At 40.7% G+C, this 18,073-nt stretch carries 16 protein-coding genes; 15 read left to right on the top strand and 1 reads right to left on the bottom strand.

The window, feature by feature from the left end:
* Window positions 1-63: 63 nt before the first annotated feature.
* Window positions 64-954 (bottom strand): transporter, encoded by an 891-nt coding sequence (locus tag ABTQ23_RS01600; RefSeq protein WP_408613867.1) that lies wholly within the window; start codon window positions 952-954, stop codon window positions 64-66.
* Window positions 955-1,527: 573 nt separating this feature from the next.
* Here ABTQ23_RS01600 and ABTQ23_RS01595 point away from each other — a divergent pair.
* The 15 genes from ABTQ23_RS01595 to ABTQ23_RS01525 all read left to right on the top strand — a co-directional run bounded on the left by ABTQ23_RS01595 (window position 1,528) and on the right by ABTQ23_RS01525 (window position 18,000).
* Window positions 1,528-1,851, top strand: a complete 324-nt coding sequence (locus ABTQ23_RS01595; RefSeq protein ID WP_408613866.1) for a hypothetical protein — start codon at window positions 1,528-1,530, stop codon at window positions 1,849-1,851.
* Window positions 1,852-2,456: 605 nt separating this feature from the next.
* A complete protein-coding gene (locus ABTQ23_RS01590) occupies window positions 2,457-2,975 on the top strand; it encodes an Hcp family type VI secretion system effector (RefSeq protein WP_408613865.1) in 519 nt (172 codons plus the stop codon).
* 165 nt (window positions 2,976-3,140) lie between these two features.
* A complete protein-coding gene (locus ABTQ23_RS01585) occupies window positions 3,141-5,207 on the top strand; it encodes a type VI secretion system Vgr family protein (protein WP_408613864.1) in 2,067 nt (688 codons plus the stop codon).
* Window positions 5,204-6,067 carry a DUF4123 domain-containing protein gene (locus ABTQ23_RS01580; RefSeq protein WP_408613863.1) on the top strand — a complete coding sequence of 288 codons (864 nt, stop codon included), beginning with the start codon at window positions 5,204-5,206 and terminating at the stop codon, window positions 6,065-6,067. Before ABTQ23_RS01585 ends, ABTQ23_RS01580 begins: the two co-directional genes overlap by 4 nt.
* Window positions 6,064-9,516: a T6SS effector BTH_I2691 family protein gene (locus tag ABTQ23_RS01575; protein ID WP_408613862.1), complete on the top strand. Its 3,453-nt coding sequence runs from the start codon at window positions 6,064-6,066 to the stop codon at window positions 9,514-9,516. The genes ABTQ23_RS01580 and ABTQ23_RS01575 overlap by 4 nt, the downstream gene beginning before the upstream one ends.
* Window positions 9,513-10,217, top strand: coding sequence for an immunity protein TsiV2 protein (locus ABTQ23_RS01570; protein WP_408613861.1), 705 nt, complete (start codon window positions 9,513-9,515; stop codon window positions 10,215-10,217). Before ABTQ23_RS01575 ends, ABTQ23_RS01570 begins: the two co-directional genes overlap by 4 nt.
* Window positions 10,218-10,420: 203 nt before the next feature.
* Window positions 10,421-11,152 carry an immunity protein TsiV2 protein gene (locus ABTQ23_RS01565; protein ID WP_408613860.1) on the top strand — a complete coding sequence of 244 codons (732 nt, stop codon included), beginning with the start codon at window positions 10,421-10,423 and terminating at the stop codon, window positions 11,150-11,152.
* Between the two features lie 183 nt (window positions 11,153-11,335).
* Window positions 11,336-12,043 (top strand): immunity protein TsiV2 protein, encoded by a 708-nt coding sequence (locus ABTQ23_RS01560; RefSeq protein ID WP_408613859.1) that lies wholly within the window; start codon window positions 11,336-11,338, stop codon window positions 12,041-12,043.
* A 71-nt stretch (window positions 12,044-12,114) separates the two neighbouring features.
* Window positions 12,115-12,843, top strand: a complete 729-nt coding sequence (locus ABTQ23_RS01555; RefSeq protein ID WP_408613858.1) for an immunity protein TsiV2 protein — start codon at window positions 12,115-12,117, stop codon at window positions 12,841-12,843.
* A 210-nt stretch (window positions 12,844-13,053) separates the two neighbouring features.
* The gene (locus ABTQ23_RS01550) at window positions 13,054-13,758 is read left to right on the top strand and encodes an immunity protein TsiV2 protein (protein WP_408613857.1); all 705 of its coding nucleotides are present in this window, start codon (window positions 13,054-13,056) and stop codon (window positions 13,756-13,758) included.
* A 72-nt stretch (window positions 13,759-13,830) separates the two neighbouring features.
* On the top strand, window positions 13,831-14,565 hold the full coding sequence (locus ABTQ23_RS01545; RefSeq protein WP_408613856.1) for an immunity protein TsiV2 protein: 735 nt from the start codon (window positions 13,831-13,833) through the stop codon (window positions 14,563-14,565).
* Window positions 14,566-14,594: 29 nt separating this feature from the next.
* Window positions 14,595-15,299: an immunity protein TsiV2 protein gene (locus tag ABTQ23_RS01540; protein WP_408613855.1), complete on the top strand. Its 705-nt coding sequence runs from the start codon at window positions 14,595-14,597 to the stop codon at window positions 15,297-15,299.
* Between the two features lie 207 nt (window positions 15,300-15,506).
* Entirely contained in the window at window positions 15,507-16,238 is a 732-nt protein-coding gene (locus ABTQ23_RS01535) for an immunity protein TsiV2 protein (RefSeq protein WP_408613854.1), read from the top strand.
* Between the two features lie 185 nt (window positions 16,239-16,423).
* Complete coding sequence (locus ABTQ23_RS01530; protein ID WP_408613853.1) at window positions 16,424-17,131, top strand: immunity protein TsiV2 protein; 708 nt, start codon at window positions 16,424-16,426, stop codon at window positions 17,129-17,131.
* Between the two features lie 137 nt (window positions 17,132-17,268).
* Complete coding sequence (locus tag ABTQ23_RS01525) at window positions 17,269-18,000, top strand: immunity protein TsiV2 protein (RefSeq protein ID WP_408613852.1); 732 nt, start codon at window positions 17,269-17,271, stop codon at window positions 17,998-18,000.
* The last annotated feature ends 73 nt before the right edge of the window (window positions 18,001-18,073 follow it).

Below are 18,073 nucleotides of genomic sequence, written 5' to 3'. Positions count from 1 at the left end.
GATGTTGAGAAAAGTGAAAATCATCGAAGAAGAGAACTGGGGCCAAGCTTAAGCCCCAACCGATTAAAAGATATAGGCGATTCTGAAATTCATCCCAAGTTGTTGCTGATAACCACCAGTGCGATGAAAATCATGGGTAAGTTGGCCACTGAACTGAATTTTCTGAGTCACCATTTGCTGATATTCAATGCGTCCTTGACCGTAATCTGTTTTTAAACCGCTATAGGAACCATCAACCTTTTGTTTCCCGCCCCAATAAGCAGCGTAACCAATCGCCAACCGGGTGGACTGGCTAAAACTAAAGACATAGTTGCTTTGCAAACTGTAGGTTGGATCCTGCTCAAGTTTGCTATTGCCATAATAGTCGTCATTGTCACCATAAACGATAGCCCCAAGGTTTAGTTCCAGTGACTGATTGACCCATAATGGTTCGATATAACCGACCTGCAAATCCCAACGCCAGCGATTTTGGCCAAGATTGACCGCTTTATTTTTGTCATATTGACCAATAGGAACATACACCAGCGGTGTAATGCCTAAATAACGGCCATAGTTACCAGCATTCGGTTGATTAACGAGCCATAACGTACCGCCCACGATTGGGTCTGCAATACCCGTTGCACCGCTGATAGCCGTGTCACTGTTTTGGTGGACATCATAGATTTTCCCGAACGGAACTAAGATTTGAGGATCAATGGTAAATCCGCCCACATCCATGAAATGGATCGCACGGAAAATACCGATTTGGGAACGCAAACTCGTTTTGTCAGAATAGGTTGGGCTAGGATCTACCTTTAATTTGTCAGATTCACTATATTGGCCATACAACGCGACTAAGTTCATCCCATCGGGCAGCGCAATATAGTCACCAACATTCACATCTGCAGCATGACTTGCAAGTGAGCACCCCAAAAGAGCGGCACCTAGTGCACATAACAGGGAGTTATTTTTCATCTCTTTCATCCTTGATTTGGTTATCCGTCCTCTTTGAGACTTAACTTGAGTGTAGTTAACAAATCATGGCTTTGAGATTTTAGTGTGGTGAAGAAGAGTGCTTTTTCTGCAGATAAAAAAATAACGGCGAACCATTGGCTCGCCGTTATCATATGTAATTCTTTGGTTAGCTTTTTGTTGATTAAACCCAGCTAAGAGTTTCAACAAAAACTGCAGCAGAAGTCGCGCTGAACAATGCAGCTAACAGAGCAACCTCTTTCAACGTATTTTTTGTTTTGCGGCTCATAAACGCCTCCTTCTTCGTGATCCTTGTCACAAATTATAGCGTAAAAATTGATCAGAGTGCAAGTTTTTGTGATGAACATCACAAATATTTTTCATTCTAAATTTTTAGCCTCGTTGCCAAGAAATACCTAAAAGCTTTTCTCTGATCTCCTAAATAAGGATGACGTTACATAATTTCAACCGTATTTTAACAAATCATTTTTAACAGTTGGATTTATTCAACACATACAAATGATTGCCGCTATAATTGGAGCACGAAAACTTATTTAACCAAGAGATATTATTTCAGTGGCCAAGTCGTTACCGCCTTTACAACTGACTATGCGTATCGAACCCGGTTGCCTCGGCCCTGACGGCGTTGAGCATGTAGAGAGGTTCTGCCAGTTTGCATTAGAGCCATTTAATCGACTCGGCGGACAAGCGCTGCAATGGACTCTTATCCCTCGCTATGACAAGCAACTGCCAGAGATAGAATACTGGCTAGGTCAGCACCGACTGAGTCACACCCAAGCTAAACGATATCTCGAACATTGGTCATTAAATTTAGATGAAGAAGAAGAACATATCAGCGAACTGCTGAGCGAATTGATTGACCAATTCTGGCAGCGTTAATTACCTTTGATTGCCACAACACAGTTTTTAGATTTTATCCTTCTTTATAGCAATCATGTTCTGCATATAACAGAGCCTCTGTAGCCAATTTATAGGCTAGCCATACCAGCTTATTGGTAATATTTGCGTTTTTTAAGAAAGTACCTTGAACAAGGTCAATCGCAAACTGTCGAGCCAAACTGCAGCCGTTCACCAGAACTTACTTAGCCGATTACAATAAGCTCGCTGTTCAATTAAGCATTCAATACATGAGGATTTCTCTAATCTGAAACCGATTAAGCTTTCAACAAACACCTAAAGATTCGAATGAATCAATGCTGTTTTAATTGTCTAAATAATCACTCGCTCAGTTTCAAAATGGTATAAAAAACCGCCGAAGTTTGCCTTGAGCTCAATGATTGATTAAAAAACGACCGAGCAATTTCTTGCTCGCTGGGCAACTTCTTGCTCGATCTGGGCAACTTCTTGCTCAGCATTCACAATGAGATTTTTCTGTAAAATTGAATTTTTAATTAAAACAAGTAGTTATAGTTTTGAAAAAGCTGGCATGGATGTTGACTTACTTTTTATGTTTTCATCAATAAAAAGATAAGAGGAATACATCCATGCCAACTCCTTGTTATATTTCCATCGAAGGAAAAACTCAAGGCAATATTACTGCCGGTGCATTTACTGCTGACTCTGTCGGCAACATCTATGTGGAAGGCCACGAAGATGAAATGCTGGTCCAGGAATTTAAACACATTGTCACCGTGCCAACCGACCCTCAATCCGGTCAGCCTTCTGGCCAACGGGTGCACAAACCGTTTAAATTTACCGTAGCTCTGAATAAAGCCGTTCCACTGCTGTACAACGCCCTGGCGTCTGGGGAAATGCTCACCACAGTGACCTTAAACTGGTATCGCACATCTGTCGAAGGTAAACAGGAACATTTCTTCACCACCACCCTGACTGACTCCACCATCGTCAATATTGATGCCCAGATGCCACATTGTCAGGACCCTACTAAAACAGATTTCACACAGCTGATTGAAGTCTCCCTGTCGTATCGCAAAATCGATTGGTCACACGATATTGCCGGCACATCAGGCTCAGATGACTGGCGCGCACCGCTGGAATCTTAAGCTCCGTTGGCTGAGCTTCTCGCTCAGCCATCTCATTCACCATTGGTTTCACAGCATATTCGCCGTTATTTCGCGGCTTTTCGCGTGATAACGCACTCGTTTCCCGGTTCTTGTTCCAAGAAAACCGGTGCGGTAGCTATGGCAATTTAACAGGACAGTTCGATTATGGCAGAGCAAAGCGGATTACAATTTACCCTGAGTATCGAAGGGCTCAGCGACACTAGTTTGCAGGTCATCGCCTTTGACGGCCAGGAGGCCTTAAGCTCCCCCTTTGCCTTTACCCTGGAACTGGCCAGCCGCAATGACCAACTGGATGCCACCACCATTATCGACCAGAATGCCTCTCTCACACTTTGGCAAGATGGCGAAGCGCAGCAATGCTGGTATGGCATTGTCAGTGCCTTTACCCAGGGGGATACCGGCTTTCATCACACCCGCTACCAACTGACCCTGGTGCCAGCGCTCAAACGCCTTACCCTGCGCCAGAACAGCCGGATTTTCCAGCAGTACAATGCCCAGCAGATTATCTCGATTTTACTCCAGGAAATGGGCATTACCGATTACGCCTTTGCCATCACGGACACCCACCTCACCCGCGAATACTGCGTGCAGTATCGGGAGAGTGATTTAGCCTTCATCGAACGGCTGGCCGCCGAAGAGGGCATGTATTATTACTTTGTCCATCAGGATGGCAAACACACCGTGGTGTTTACCGACAACACCCAGCAGGCGCCTCAGTTGGGAGTGACGTTAGAATACAATGCCACCGCCGGCGGCTATCAACGCAATCCGTTTGTGCGGGCCTTTCGTCGCCACTATCAAACGGCCCCCACCAGCGCACAGCTCAAAGATTACAGCTTTAAAAAGCCCGCCTACAGTTTTTTACAAACCGCCGACAGTGGCCTGGACCCGGCCAGCTATGAACACTACGACTACCCGGGGCGCTACAAAACGGATAGTCAGGGCAAACCGTTCAGTCAATACCGGTTAGACGCCCTGCGCCGCAATAGCCAAACCGGCGAAGGGGACAGCACCATCCCCCAACTGGTCAGTGGTTACACCGCCACCATGACCGACCATCTGGATGAGCAGTGCAATCGCAGCTGGTTACTGGTCAGTGTGCACCATCAGGGCCAACAACCCCAGGCACTGGAAGAAGCCGGCGGGGACGGGGCAACCACCTACACCAACCAGTTTCAGGTGTTGGCCAGCAACCTGCCCTGGCGGCCGACCCCCAACCCAAAACCACGGGTGGATGGACCGCAAATCGCCACCGTGGTGGGCCCGTCTGATGAAAAAATCTACTGCGATAACTATGGCCGGGTGAAAGTGCAATTTCCCTGGGACCGCTATGGCAATGGGGATGACCAAAGCTCCTGCTGGATACGAGTCTCTCAAGGATGGGCGGGCAGCCAATATGGGATGGTGGCCATTCCCCGGATAGGCCATGAAGTGATTGTCAGCTTCTTAGAAGGGGACCCGGACCAACCGATTATCACCGGGCGAACCTACCATGCCACCAACCTGCCACCCTATGAATTGCCGGCGAATAAGACCCGCACCGTGCTGCGTACCGAAACCCATCAGGGCAGCGGGTACAATGAACTGCGCTTTGAAGACCAGGCAGACCATGAAGAAATCTTTATCCATGCGCAAAAGGACTTCAACAGCAACATCGAGAATGACCGCAAGACCGAAATTGGCGAAGACGACCACTTGACCGTGACCCGCAACCAGTTTCAGCGGGTGAAGGGCGATGCCCATCAGACCGTGGATGGGGAGAGCCGGGTGCATGTCAAAGGCCAGCAAACGCAGTATGTGGAGAAAACACTGCATATGAAGCAAGGCCTGTCGATGTTGGTGGAAACAGGCCAAGAAATCCACCTCAACGCAGGTAGCAAAATGGTGCTCAAAAGCAGCTCCGAAATAACCCTCACCGCTGGCGGCAGTTTTATCAAAATTGACGCCTCCGGTGTCTCCATCGTCGGCCCAGCGATTAACTTAAACTCAGGCGGAAGCGCCGGCTCTGGCAGCGATTATGCTGGCAGCATTGCAAAATTACCCACCCTTGTCAGCAAACCGGACGCCCCTGAGGAAGCCACCATCAACGATGTGCAAGCAAGCGAAGTGTCCGAAGATCCACTGCTCAAAAATCAGCAAGTCGAAGCGTTAACAGGGCAAGATGGTGCCTGTGAACAATGCCAAGCCGCAGAAGATGAGTCCGAGTCATGAGTCTCGTTTTTCCCGAGATGGAACTGATGCAGGACGAATCACTGTATCTATTGGTCGATGGCGGGCAAATCAAAGCACTGGCCGAGCAGTTATACGACATTGATGGGCCACTGGTGTTAGAGCCTATCTACCTGTTTGAACCTTATGACCAGCTCAGGGCTGTTTCGCCCTACCTCATTCAAGCAACACCAGAGGTTCAGGACTGGTTTGCCCAGCAATCGCAACCAACGGCTGGCTTTTTCCTCAGCTCCTCGCTAAAACTTGAAGCACTGGCCGATCACCTCCGCCAATTTATCAAAGTGCATCCACCGTATGGTGGCTTAGCCTTTTTTAAAATGGCCCACTCCGAAGCCAGTTGGGTGTTATTGAATACCCCTTGCGAACATTACTGGCAGTCCATCTCATCCGTCTGGTGTCTCACCCGTGAAGGGCTCAAACAGATGCGCAACCCTTTTTCTCAAAGCGCTGAGCTCGCCACCGACACCATGAGCGATTGGCTGACATTAAGCGACCAGCAATGGCAACAACTGGGAGACATCACATGGCGCAATACTCGAGAACACATCCAAGCGCATCTGCGCCAATGGTTCCCAGAGTTGATAGCCGCCCATGATCATCCCATCCAGTGGATTGATGAGCAAGCCAAGGTTGCCTATCAACGTGGCATGACCACGGAGCGCGACCTGCTGCTGTACTTTAATATCATTGGCTATTTGGGCGAGCGCGCGGTAACCGATATCGACGCCTACCCAAACATTTATCAACTGCTCACGAAGCCCAGCGAACAAACCCCATCTCAGCGGGTTGATCAGGCCGAGTTACTCGCAGAGCACGCCGCAAAACAGGACCCACACGCATGAGCACAACTTCCGACTCCCCTGCTCGCGCTGCCGCAAAAGCCGGTGGCCAAAGCGATGTAAAATCTGCAAGCAAGCAATGCAAATTAAAATCGGGAACCATTGCCATTGTGCCCGTCCGCTACGCCTTGGATGATGTGGATGAAAGCACAGGCAAGCAAAACAATCCGCTGCCCAGCAACGAGCCATGGCACCCGCCGTTTAAAGTCCATCACTCGTTTTATACCTTGCGCCAGCTTCGGGATGGTTGGCTCTATGTTTATAGTGAGCAGAATAAAACGCTGCATGAATATCAGGTCAGCGGCGCTGACTTAATCAAATATGACTGGGGAACAAACGCGCCCGACCAAACCCCCGATGAACGTGGCACCCCAGGAGTAAGCGCCACCTATATCGAACACTCCGTTAAAGAGACGCTGTATCTAGCCTTTGCCCATCAGCGTTGGACATGGCGAATTTGCGAACACATGCGCTCGGATGTCACGGCTCGCAATCAGTGGATGCGCCGATTAAGCCTCGGCCATTACCATGCCACCATGGAACACCAGCACACAGCCGATATCAGTCTATTAGGCGAGCGAGTGGCGGATATTAGCTCATCCTCTCAATCGGTGCCATTGGATGCATTTAGCGGCACTTGTACGCCGCTCAGCCCGCTTTACATGCCAGATGATAGTTCAACCAATCAAGCCGACTCGGATAAATCCAACTTAGTTGCGGTTAAAGCTCCTAACAGTGAAGCCACCTACACTGCCGGCTTAGATAAACAAAGCGCCCTATTTGTTGCGTTGGATGATGTATTGGCTGATACCTCGGATAGTTTTTTACAACTCAACCATCATTGGATCAATCGGCGAGCCGTGATTGGCGATGATGAGAACCAGAAAAAACTGCAAACAGCGGAAATTATCCGCAGCCTTGGCCGCGCCAGAGTGCCTGTGAAGGAACTCCCGCCCCAAGTAAAAAATGACATTGAATCTCAGCTAGATTTTGAAAATACACTGACTGCGTATCTATCGGCTCTGCACACACGCCAAGCCAACCTGAAAGGAAGTCAAGGACTTGCAATAATGACAGCAAGTCAGGCCTCTCAATCACAAATCCAAAATATCAGAAGCCAATTAAAAAAGAGATGGAACTATGAGGTTCCAGATCCACTGAGCTTAACCAGCACGAAAAGCTGTGATGACTTTTTAAAAAAATATGGCCATATCTATGACTGTGAAACGATCGTTCAGTGGGAAAAGTTGGATAAATTCCTAATTCAAATCGGAAACGAGATCCAACAAATCAACCAAAAAATAGAGCTATTTTTTGAAGAATTTACCAGTATTGTTGAGCAACTAGGCGTTGAAACCGAACGCTTTGGCATAGATACACAAACAGAAGATGGTCAACATTACTTATATAACCTGTTTTTTCAGATATTAGCCTGTGTGACACAAGCCACCGTAACATCTGATTTAGAAAAAAGACTTAAAGAAATCCTTTCCATCAAACACCCTAAAAATTTACTGGCATTATCTGGGTTTAGTTTTTCATATTCGCTTTGGGACCAACTCAATAAGGCCACTGTACAAAATAATTATTTCAATGTCAGCCCGTCCAATATAGATGTCATCATCGGACGAATGAGTACCTGGCATGCCCTAACGACGACCAAAAAAATCATCGAATCCAAATTCTATAAAGAATTTTTACAACCTATTCAAGAAACCGTGGACGCCTTTTGCAAGTTGGGAAGCACATCAAACATCAAAAAAATGATGAATAAAGTCACAGATATGGTACTGCCCTATCAGTGGATAAACAAGAACACACCCGAAGCACTGCTTGGTAATCTAAGGTTCGTTTTTGTCAAAAGTATCTTATACGATGCGCCAATCGTCGTTGACCCCGAAGCTGTCAAGAAATATAACTCTGTCAGCTCATCCATCGAATCATTAAAATTAAATTTAAAAGAATATGTTCACAACACGATGGTAAAAAAAGGGAAAGTTATTAATCCTGACAAGGTTAAACGACAACAAGCCAAAATAGACACCCTGAAATATCAAAAAGAACTATTAGAATCATCGCTTATAAAAACTACGAATGAAAAAATCATGAATGAAGTCAAAGTAAAAACACAGGATTACTTCAATCAGAAGATTGATTCATGGGGAGAACGAACCAAAAATATATGGGATAAAGCTGGCAAGTATGATGGTATATCGGCGGTACTAACGATGTGGAATCTAATGGCTGAAATAGCCAATATCCAAGGCGAGCTGGGAAAAGATAAGAGCCCATATCATGTCGAAGTCATCAAAAAAATATCAAGTGACTTTGCGTGGTCAGTCAGTGCGATTTTTCAATTATATAAAAATCAAGCATGGACTGAATTGAAATCTATTGATTCAGACCTAATCGAGTTAAGCATAACAAAATTGGAGGTAACTATAGGGAAAGAATCCCTCGAATTTTTAACAGTGACTGAAATATTAGCCCTAACTAGAGTCGTCGCAATAGCCACAGGGCTGGCTTGTCTGTTAGATAGCTTAACCTTACTGAAAAAAACGATGAATAAACTTGAAAGCCCGCTGGCGAGATTAGGATACAGCTTCCAATTCATATCAACATTAGGCATTGGAGCTGTTTCCGTCGGACAATTTATGGCGACCATAATGATAAATTCTCCTATAGCTGCTATGGCCGCAGCATGGATGACGGTTGTAGGCGCTATTGCAAGTGTCCTATTAGTTCTAGGCCTGATAATGGTCTGCCTATTCTCTTACTCTAGTATTCAGAAATGGCTGGAACAAACCACCTGGGGCATTCATCCCAATAAAAATTGGTCACTGAGCGATGCCCTAAAAAAATTTATCAGCCTTATCTATGAGCCAATTGTCCAAACGGAAAAACTTCCCCTTTCTAAAGAAGAAGCAATAAAATTGAGTCAATCTGGGAAATCACCAGATGAAATAATATTATTTCATAAATGGAGAATAACCATATCACTGAACACTCAACTTGTTGAAGGGGCGACAATCGGACTAAAAATCATTTATCAATCAGCCAGCGGTCAATCAAAGGTTATCGATGAGTCAAAAGGCCAATGGCAAGCGCTCAAGAACGATGAAAAATCGAGTAATATCCGTCAATACATAGTCGAGTTTATGGGACATTCCCGTATGGGATGTAACATCGGCATATGCTTTGGCATCATATATAATCTCGGATATGATAAAGAAGGTGTATATTACTTTGGTAAACTCGAAGCAGGTGTTGCTGAAGCGACCAGTACAGTCCATATGAAACAGACTAAAAACCTTGAAGCATCAGTTCATCAAGCGCATCTCGATGAAGAACTCTATGCATTTAAACCACTAAATATGCAGTTCACCCAAATCAAGATGGCAGACGTAGACAAAAATATTCCCATGCGTTCCATAGGCAAACCGACATTATGATAACAGCAGAAGAAAAGGCCAAAATAGAAAATGCCCCTATTTTATTTGAATGGGAAATATTGGTTCCCTTAGGCCCTAATATGCATAAGGTCCGATTAATTTATGCACTAACTGTGTTTATTCTCTGTCTAGGATTTGCTATATACCTTAACGGAAATATCCTCCTTATTATTAGCGCGATAATTATCCCCTCAGCCATCCAATTTTTTATGTGGGCAGACTATCAGTATCATTACTATCTCACACGCTATGGTTACTATTATACTCGTTATCAAAAAGTCCCTGAATTTGGCTATAAACTGACAGCGATATTTATGGTATTAGGGGTGATTGTTGCCATTGTTGGCACCATGGTCATTGGTCCTATGGCTTTTGTGGGTGGCGGCATGTTTCTATTAACGGGTATCCTTGGGAAAGGATTACCATTAGGGCCCGATATGACAAGGAATTATAGAATAATAAATCCAAAATTTAAGTATGTTCTATTTGTAATGGAAGAACCAAGTCAATTATGGATAAAAACTGATCCCATGCAAATAAAATATAACTATATCATTAATTATTCTAAAAAAGATGAACAAAAACTCATCAATATCTTCACAAAAATCTTGTCCAACCCTGAAACATATCATATTAAAAGCGATGAAGAATATTCTAAAAATCCCAAAGCACAGGAACTCATAAAAAATAGAATTGATTAGATTTAAAAAGCAACGGACAGCCACTACAACTAATCCATTTATTTTAACTATTTAAAAAATAGAAATATATCTAATGCCATTGGAATTTAAATTTTTCATTGAGAAGACCTCCCTCTGTCTGAAAAAAGCAAACAATCGGATGCACTCTATGAGTGGGAGGTAATGGTTCAATCATTCCATCTTCACCTCGATAAAAGGCAAATATGAATTTAGATGATAGAAAGTCAAAGATAGACTCAGCAGCGGCTTTGCTGAAGTGGAAGATTATCGTTCCATATCATACAGAGAAGGTTAGACGACTTATGACTCTGTTTATTTTTTTAGTTTTTTTTACTATATTAATAGTTACTGGCTATATATACAAAGATTTAGTAGGCATTATTTTCCTCGCAGTAACGACAATTTTAATGAGTTGGATAATGTATTTTGTGATAATGGCCAATTATCTATATTCATATAAATTTACGAAGTATGGATATGTTTATGAGTATTACCAAAAAGTACCAAAAATTATGTACTACATTGCTCATTTTGTCATGGCGACAGGTGGAATTGTCGCCATTGTAGGATTTATCGTTGTTGGTCCAAAGGCATTTATTGGAGGTGGAATATTCTTACTGATAGGCTTAGCTACAGGCAAAAAAAACATGATCCCATCACCCAAAATAACTTATAAATATTTCAAGGATGGTGAAGAATATTTCATTTTTGATATTCAAGATGAAAATAAAATAATAATAATTAGCAACCCTTTTAATTTTAGAAATTATCATTCTATTAATGCTGATAACAATATAAAGGATAAAGTTAATAAGGAAATTAAAAAATTAGCCAAGAACTGTGAGTATTATAAATCCAATTCTTTTATTGAAGCATGTAATCATCCTAAATATTGTGAAGCTATAAATAGTGCAAACCAACAACTGCAAGGTTAACAACGTATATTGATGTTTCTTTAAATTAACCTTGAGTTTGGTGTATCAAGAGATTACCAAAAGGTAATCAACAGCTACGATGAACTTCTAATTACGATGAATTATTTCACCATCCTGCTTATCTTAATACTTCAGCACAAAGGTATCTAATAGCCCACGATAACGAGTTAGGCTGAGCGAATAGTGAACCTCACACAAGAAGAAAAGGCCAAAATAGAGTCCGCCCCTATTTTATATGAATGGGAAACATTGGGATATATTGAACGACGTATACGTATAGTTCGTCTAATTTTATCCATTACTATATTCTTCTTTTTCCTAGGATGTGCCATATACACTGAGCTATATATTACTTTTATCATTCTTGCAATTGTAATGTCTTTTGGTACTCAATTTTTTATGCTCGCGGACTATCAGTATCATTACTATCTCACACGCTATGGTTACTATTATACGAGTTACCAAAAAGTCCCTGAATTTGGCTATAAACTGACAGCGATATTTATGGTATTAGGGGTGATTGTTGCCATTGTCGGCACCATGGTTGTAGGTCCCATGGCTTTTGTGGGGGGCGGAATGTTTCTATTAACGGGTATCCTTGGAAAAGGGTTGCCGCTAGGGCCCGATATGACAAGAAATTATGGGAAAATCAATCCAGAGTTCAAATATGTTATGTTTGTCATTATCAAACAAAGGCGGTTATCTATAAAAACTGACCCTTTAAGGACCCGAGAAAACATTTATTTAAATTATCCAGAAGCTCAAAAGGAAAAAATAATTTCTGTTTTTTCTAAAATCTTATCAAATCCCGAAACTTATCGTCTGAAAGATGAGGATGATTATTATGAACATCCTAAATTTAAAGAACTCATGAAAAATAAAGTTGAGTAAATATAAAAGCGACTGACAATCACAGTAAATATCTCATTCGTTTTTAAAATTTAAAAGACAGAAAACTATCAATGCCATTGGAATTCAAAACTGTTGTTAGCAAAGAAAGGTTTCCGCGATATGAAAAAAGCAAACAGTCGGATGCACTCTATGAGTGGGAGGCAATGGTTCCATTTATTTCTCGTCGGGCGAGGTTGTTTCTCACGATTGCTTTGGAATGCTTCATTATATTTGTTTTTTTAATTATAGGCGGATTGAATCTATTGGGAATTTCTACAACATTCCTTTCGACAGCAGTCTTGATATTTATTATTTACGGGGTTGCTGGGGCCGATTTGCACTATCAGTATCGGATCACCCCTTATGGCATTGAGAGCAGCTACTATCAAAAAGCCGTCAAAGCCGCTTATAGTATCAATACTTTTTTTTGTGTGATTGGCATACCCGTGTGCATCATCGCTTTTTTGGTGATGGGGCCTTTAGCCTTTGTCGGGGCTGGCGGGTTCGCCTTAATGGCATTCAAACCGCCAAGACCCCATGGGAAGATTTTTTTCCATGCCGTTGATTACGACGCTGAATATGTTCTTTTCTTTCAAGAAAAAACCAATAGATTATTACTCATCGCCATACCGCATGACTATCGCATCGAGTTTAAGGGGTTTGTCGGCACTCAAAAAGAGGTGGTTAAGGCCCAATTAATGTCCTTATTTCATGTCCATGGTTACTATGAAGTGACCAATTCCGAAGAGTTATACAGCCACCCCGCTTTTCCAGAGCCTGCACATCCTCGAAGAGAGTGATAGGTTCCCCTGCACGACGCCCATGATCCATGATACTGGTTGGCGATTGCAGTGGCATAGCGCGCATATGAACACAAAATAAGGGCACATGAATAGTCGCATAGATGGTCACCTTTGGTGAATACATAAATTGCAACACACAAATTAGAAAAAGAAATATGTCAGACTAGACAAAAATATTCCCATGCGTTCCATAGGCAAACCGACATTATGATAACAGCAGAAGAAAAGGCCAAAATAGAGTCCGCTCCTCTTTTATATGAATGGGAAATATTGGTTCCCTTAGGCCCTAATATGCATAAATTCCGATTGATTTTCTCATTAACAGCCTTCTTCTTTTTGATTGGCTGTGGCATATATGCCGATGAACTTATTTTCTTTACAATTCTTGCTATTTTCATACCACCTATCTTTCAATTTTTTGTGGGTGCAGACTATCAGTATCATTACTATCTCACGCGCTATGGTTACTATTATACCCATTATCAAAAAGTCCCTGAATTTGGTTATAAACTGACAGCGATATTTATGGTGTTAGGGGTGATTGTTGCTATTGTCGGCACATTTGTTGTTGGCCCCATGGCTTTTGTGGGGGGTGGCATGTTTCTATTAACGGGGATCCTTGGAAAAGGGTTGCCGTTAGGACCGGATATGACGCGGAATTATAAGATTATAAATCCAAAATTTAAGCATGTTCTATTTGTAATGGAAGCACGAAGTCAATTATGGATAAAAACTGACCCCATGCAGATAAAATATAACTATACTATTAATTATTCTAAGAGTGATGAAAAAAAAATCATCAATATCTTCACAAAAATCTTATCCAACCCAGAGACATACCATATTAAAAGCGATGAAGAATTTTCTAAACATCCCAGAGCACAGGAACTTATTAAAAATAGAATTGATTAGATTTAAAAAGCAACGGACAACCACAGCAACTAATCCATTTTTTAACTATTTAAAAAAATAGAAATATATCTAATGCCATTAGAATTTAAAGTTTTCATTGATGACGAAGACCTTCCTCTGTATGAAAAAAGCAAACAGTCGGATGCACTCTATGAGTGGGAAGAAATGGTTCCACCTATTCCACCTTATTCTCGGTGGCTTGTTCCTGCCATTGCGGAATGCTTCGCATTCATTGTTTTTTTATCGATTGGGGGAATTGATTTAATTGGGATTAGTTTTATCCTACTAACGACGCCTCTTCTACTTTTTCTTGGCTACGGCGTTATCGGGGCCGATTTGCACTATCAGTATCGGATCACCCCTTATGGCATTGAGAGCAGCTACTATCAAAAAGCCGTCAAAGCCGTCAAAGCCGTTTATAGTATCAATACGTTTTTTTGTGTAATTGGGATACCCGTGTGCATCATCGCTTTTTTGGTGATGGGGCCTTTAGCCTTTGTCGGGGCCGGTGGGTTTGCCTTAATGGCATTCAAGCCGCCAAGACCCCATGGGAAGATTTTTTTCGATACTGTCGATTACGACGCTGAATATGTTCTTTTTTTTCATACGAAACTAAATACACTATCACTCACCGCCATACCGCATGACTATCATATCGAATTTGAAGGGTATGTTGGCACTCAAAAAGAGGCGATTAAAACCCAATTGATGTCTTTATTTCATGTCCATGGTTACTATGAAGTGACCAATTTCGAAGAGTTATACAGCCACTCTGCTTTTCCAGAGGCTGCGCACCCTCGAAGATAGAGTATGCGTTCGATAGGCAAACCTACATTATGATCACAGCAGAAGAAAAGGCCAAAATAGAAAATGCCCCTCTTTTATATGAATGGGAAATTTTACTTCCCTTAGGCCCTAATATGCATAAAGTCCGATTAATTTATGCACTAACTGTTTTTATTCTCTTCCTAGGATCCGCTATATACTTTAACGGAAATATCTACCTTATTATTAGCGCGATAATTATCCCCCCAGCCATTCAATTTTTTATGTGGGCAGACTATCAGTATCATTACTATCTCACACGCTATGGTTACTATTATACAAGTTACCAAAAAGTCCCTGAATTTGGCTATAAACTGACGGCTATATTTATGGTATTAGGGGTGATTGTTGCTATTGTCGGTACCATGGTCGTTGGCCCCGTGGCTTTTGTGGGTGGTGGCATGTTTCTATTAACGGGTATCCTTGGAAAAGGGTTGCCGTTAGGACCAGATTTGACGCGGAATTATAAGATTATAAATCCAAAATTTAAGCATGTTCTATTTGTAATGGAAGAACGAAGTCAATTATGGATAAAAACTGACCCCATGCAGAGAAAATATAACTATATTATTGATTATTCTAAAACAGATGAACAAAAACTCATCAATATCTTCACAAAAATCTTGTCCAACCCTGAAACATATCATATTAAAAGCGATGAAGAATTTTCTAAACATCCCAGAGCACAGGAACTCATTAAAAATAGAATTGATTAGATTTAAAAAACAACTGACAATCACAGCAACTAATCCCTTTGTTTTAACTATTTAAAAAATAGAAATATATCTAATGCCATTGGAATTTAAAGTTTTCATTGATGACGAAGACCTTCCTCTGTATGAAAAAAGCAAACAGTCGGATGTGCTCTATGAGTGGGAAGCAATGGTTCAATCATTCCATCTTCACCTCGATAAAAGGCAAATATGAATTTAGATGATAGAAAGTCAAAGATAGACTCAGCAGCGGCTTTGCTGGAGTGGAAGATTATCGTTCCATATCATACAGAGAAGGTTAGACGACTTATGACTCTGTTTATTTTTTTAGTTTTTTTTACTATATTAATAGTTACTGGCTATATTTACAAAGATTTAGTTAGCATTACTTTCCTCGCAGTAACGACAATCTTAATGAGTTGGATAATGTATTTTGTGATAATGGCCAATTATCTATATTCATACAAATTCACTAAGTATGGGTATGTTTATGAGCATTACCAACAAGTACCACGAATTATGTACTACATTGCCCATTTTGTCATGGCAACAGGGGGGATTGTCGCCATTGTAGGATTTATCGTTGTTGGTCCAAAGGCATTTATTGGAGGTGGAATATTCTTACTGATAGGCTTAGCTACAGGCAAAAAAAACATGATCCCATCACCCAAAATAACTTATAAAGATTTCAAGGATGGTGAAGAATATTTCATTTTTGATATTCAAGATGAAAATAAAATAATAATAATTAGCAACCCTTTTAATTTTAGAAATTATCATTCTATTAATGCTGATAACAATGTAAAGGATAAAGTTAATAAGGAAATTAAAAAATTAGCCACGAACTGTGAGTATTATAAATCCAATTCTTTTATTGAAGCATGTAATCATCCTAAATATTGTGAAGCTATAAATAGTGCAAACCAACAACTGCAAAATTAATAAAGTATATTGATATTTCTTTAAATTAATCTTGATCTTTCTTTACTGATAATATTATTAAAAGTTAGTCACCGGCTACAATGAACTTTCTAATTACGATGAATTATTTCACCATCCTGCTTATTTTACTATTTCAGCACAAAGACATCTGATAGCCCACGCTAACGAATTAGGCTGAACGAATAGTGAACCTCACACAAGAACAAATTGCCCAAATAGAAAATGCCCCTATTTTATATGAATGGGAAACTTTGGGATATCCTGGAAAACATATGCATAGAGTTCGTCTAATTTTATCTATCGCTATGTTCTTCTTTTTCCTAGGATGTGCCATATATACCGAGCTATATATTACTTTTATCATTGTTGCGATTGTAATGTCTTTTGGTACTCAATTTTTTATGCTCGCGGACTATCAGTATCACTACTATCTCACGCGCAATGGTTACTATTATACGAGTTACCAAAAAGTCCCTGAATTTGGCTATAAACTGACGGCAATATTTATGGTGTTAGGGGTGGTTGTTGCCATCGTCGGCACCATGGTCATTGGTCCTATGGCTTTTGTGGGTGGTGGCATGTTTCTATTAACGGGTATCCTTGGAAAAGGGTTGCCGCTAGGACCAGATTTGACGAGAGAGTATAATGAATTCCATTCTGACTTCAAATATATATTATTTATCATAACAGAAAAAAATCAAATAAGCATAAATACTAACCCTATGAGAATAAGATTGACTGATATGATAAATTATCCACCAGAGGAGCAAGATAAATTAATATCTATTCTTTGTAAAATTCTTTTAAAACCTGAAATATATTATGTTAAAAATGATGATGAATATGTCAACCACCCTAGAATAAAGGAATTAGTAGAAAGTCAGGTTGATTAAGAACATCAAATGGAATTTAAAATTTTCATTGATGACGAAGACCTTCCTCTGTATAAAAAAAGCAAACAGTCGGATGTGCTCTATGAGTGGGAAGCAATGGTTCAATCATTCCATCTTCACCTCGATAAAAGGCAAATATGAATTTAGATGATAGAAAGTCAAAGATAGATTCAGCAGCGGCTTTGCTGGAGTGGAAGATTATCGTTCCATATCATACAGAGAAGGTTAGACGACTTATGACTCTGTTTATTTTTTTAGTTTTTTTTACTATATTAATAGTTACTGGCTATATTTACAAAGATTTAGTAGGCATTATTTTCCTCGCAGTAACGACAATTTTAATGAGTTGGATAATGTATTTTGTGATAATGGCCAATTATCTATATTCATACAAATTCACTAAGTATGGGTATGTTTATGAGCATTACCAACAAGTACCACGAATTATGTACTACATTGCCCATTTTGTCATGGCAACAGGGGGGATTGTCGCCATTGTAGGATTTATCGTTGTTGGTCCAAAGGCATTTATTGGAGGTGGGATATTCTTACTGATAGGCTTAGCTGCAGGCAAAAAAAACATGATCCCCTCACCCAAAATAACTTATAAAGATTTCAAGGATGGTGAAGAATATTACATTTTTGATATTCAAGATGAAAACAAAATAATAATAATTAGCAACCCTTTTAATTTTAGAAATTATCATTCTATTAACGTTGATAACAATGTAAAAGATAAAGTTAATAAGGAAATTAAAAAACTAGCCAAGAACTGTGAGTATTATAAATCCAATTCTTTTATTGAAGCATGTAATCACCCTAAATATTGTGAAGCTATAAATAGTGCGAACCAACAGTCGCAAAATTAATAAAGTATATTGATATTTCTTTAAATTAATCTTTATCTTTCTGTACTGATAATATTATTATTAAAAGTTAGTC

Source organism: Celerinatantimonas sediminis, assembly GCF_046054195.1.
In the GTDB taxonomy this organism is placed as follows: Bacteria; Pseudomonadota; Gammaproteobacteria; order Enterobacterales; family Celerinatantimonadaceae; genus Celerinatantimonas.
This window is presented reverse-complemented; position numbering and strand designations above follow the sequence as displayed.

Coding starts and splice junctions, on each gene's coding strand:
- ABTQ23_RS01600 (WP_408613867.1), bottom strand. CDS start 954: ATGAAAAATAACTCCCTGTTATGTGCACTAGGTGCCGCTCTTTTGGGG.
- ABTQ23_RS01590 (WP_408613865.1), top strand. CDS start 2,457: ATGCCAACTCCTTGTTATATTTCCATCGAAGGAAAAACTCAAGGCAAT.
- ABTQ23_RS01585 (WP_408613864.1), top strand. CDS start 3,141: ATGGCAGAGCAAAGCGGATTACAATTTACCCTGAGTATCGAAGGGCTC.
- ABTQ23_RS01580 (WP_408613863.1), top strand. CDS start 5,204: ATGAGTCTCGTTTTTCCCGAGATGGAACTGATGCAGGACGAATCACTG.
- ABTQ23_RS01575 (WP_408613862.1), top strand. CDS start 6,064: ATGAGCACAACTTCCGACTCCCCTGCTCGCGCTGCCGCAAAAGCCGGT.
- ABTQ23_RS01570 (WP_408613861.1), top strand. CDS start 9,513: ATGATAACAGCAGAAGAAAAGGCCAAAATAGAAAATGCCCCTATTTTA.
- ABTQ23_RS01565 (WP_408613860.1), top strand. CDS start 10,421: ATGAATTTAGATGATAGAAAGTCAAAGATAGACTCAGCAGCGGCTTTG.
- ABTQ23_RS01555 (WP_408613858.1), top strand. CDS start 12,115: ATGCCATTGGAATTCAAAACTGTTGTTAGCAAAGAAAGGTTTCCGCGA.
- ABTQ23_RS01550 (WP_408613857.1), top strand. CDS start 13,054: ATGATAACAGCAGAAGAAAAGGCCAAAATAGAGTCCGCTCCTCTTTTA.
- ABTQ23_RS01545 (WP_408613856.1), top strand. CDS start 13,831: ATGCCATTAGAATTTAAAGTTTTCATTGATGACGAAGACCTTCCTCTG.
- ABTQ23_RS01540 (WP_408613855.1), top strand. CDS start 14,595: ATGATCACAGCAGAAGAAAAGGCCAAAATAGAAAATGCCCCTCTTTTA.
- ABTQ23_RS01535 (WP_408613854.1), top strand. CDS start 15,507: ATGAATTTAGATGATAGAAAGTCAAAGATAGACTCAGCAGCGGCTTTG.
- ABTQ23_RS01525 (WP_408613852.1), top strand. CDS start 17,269: ATGAATTTAGATGATAGAAAGTCAAAGATAGATTCAGCAGCGGCTTTG.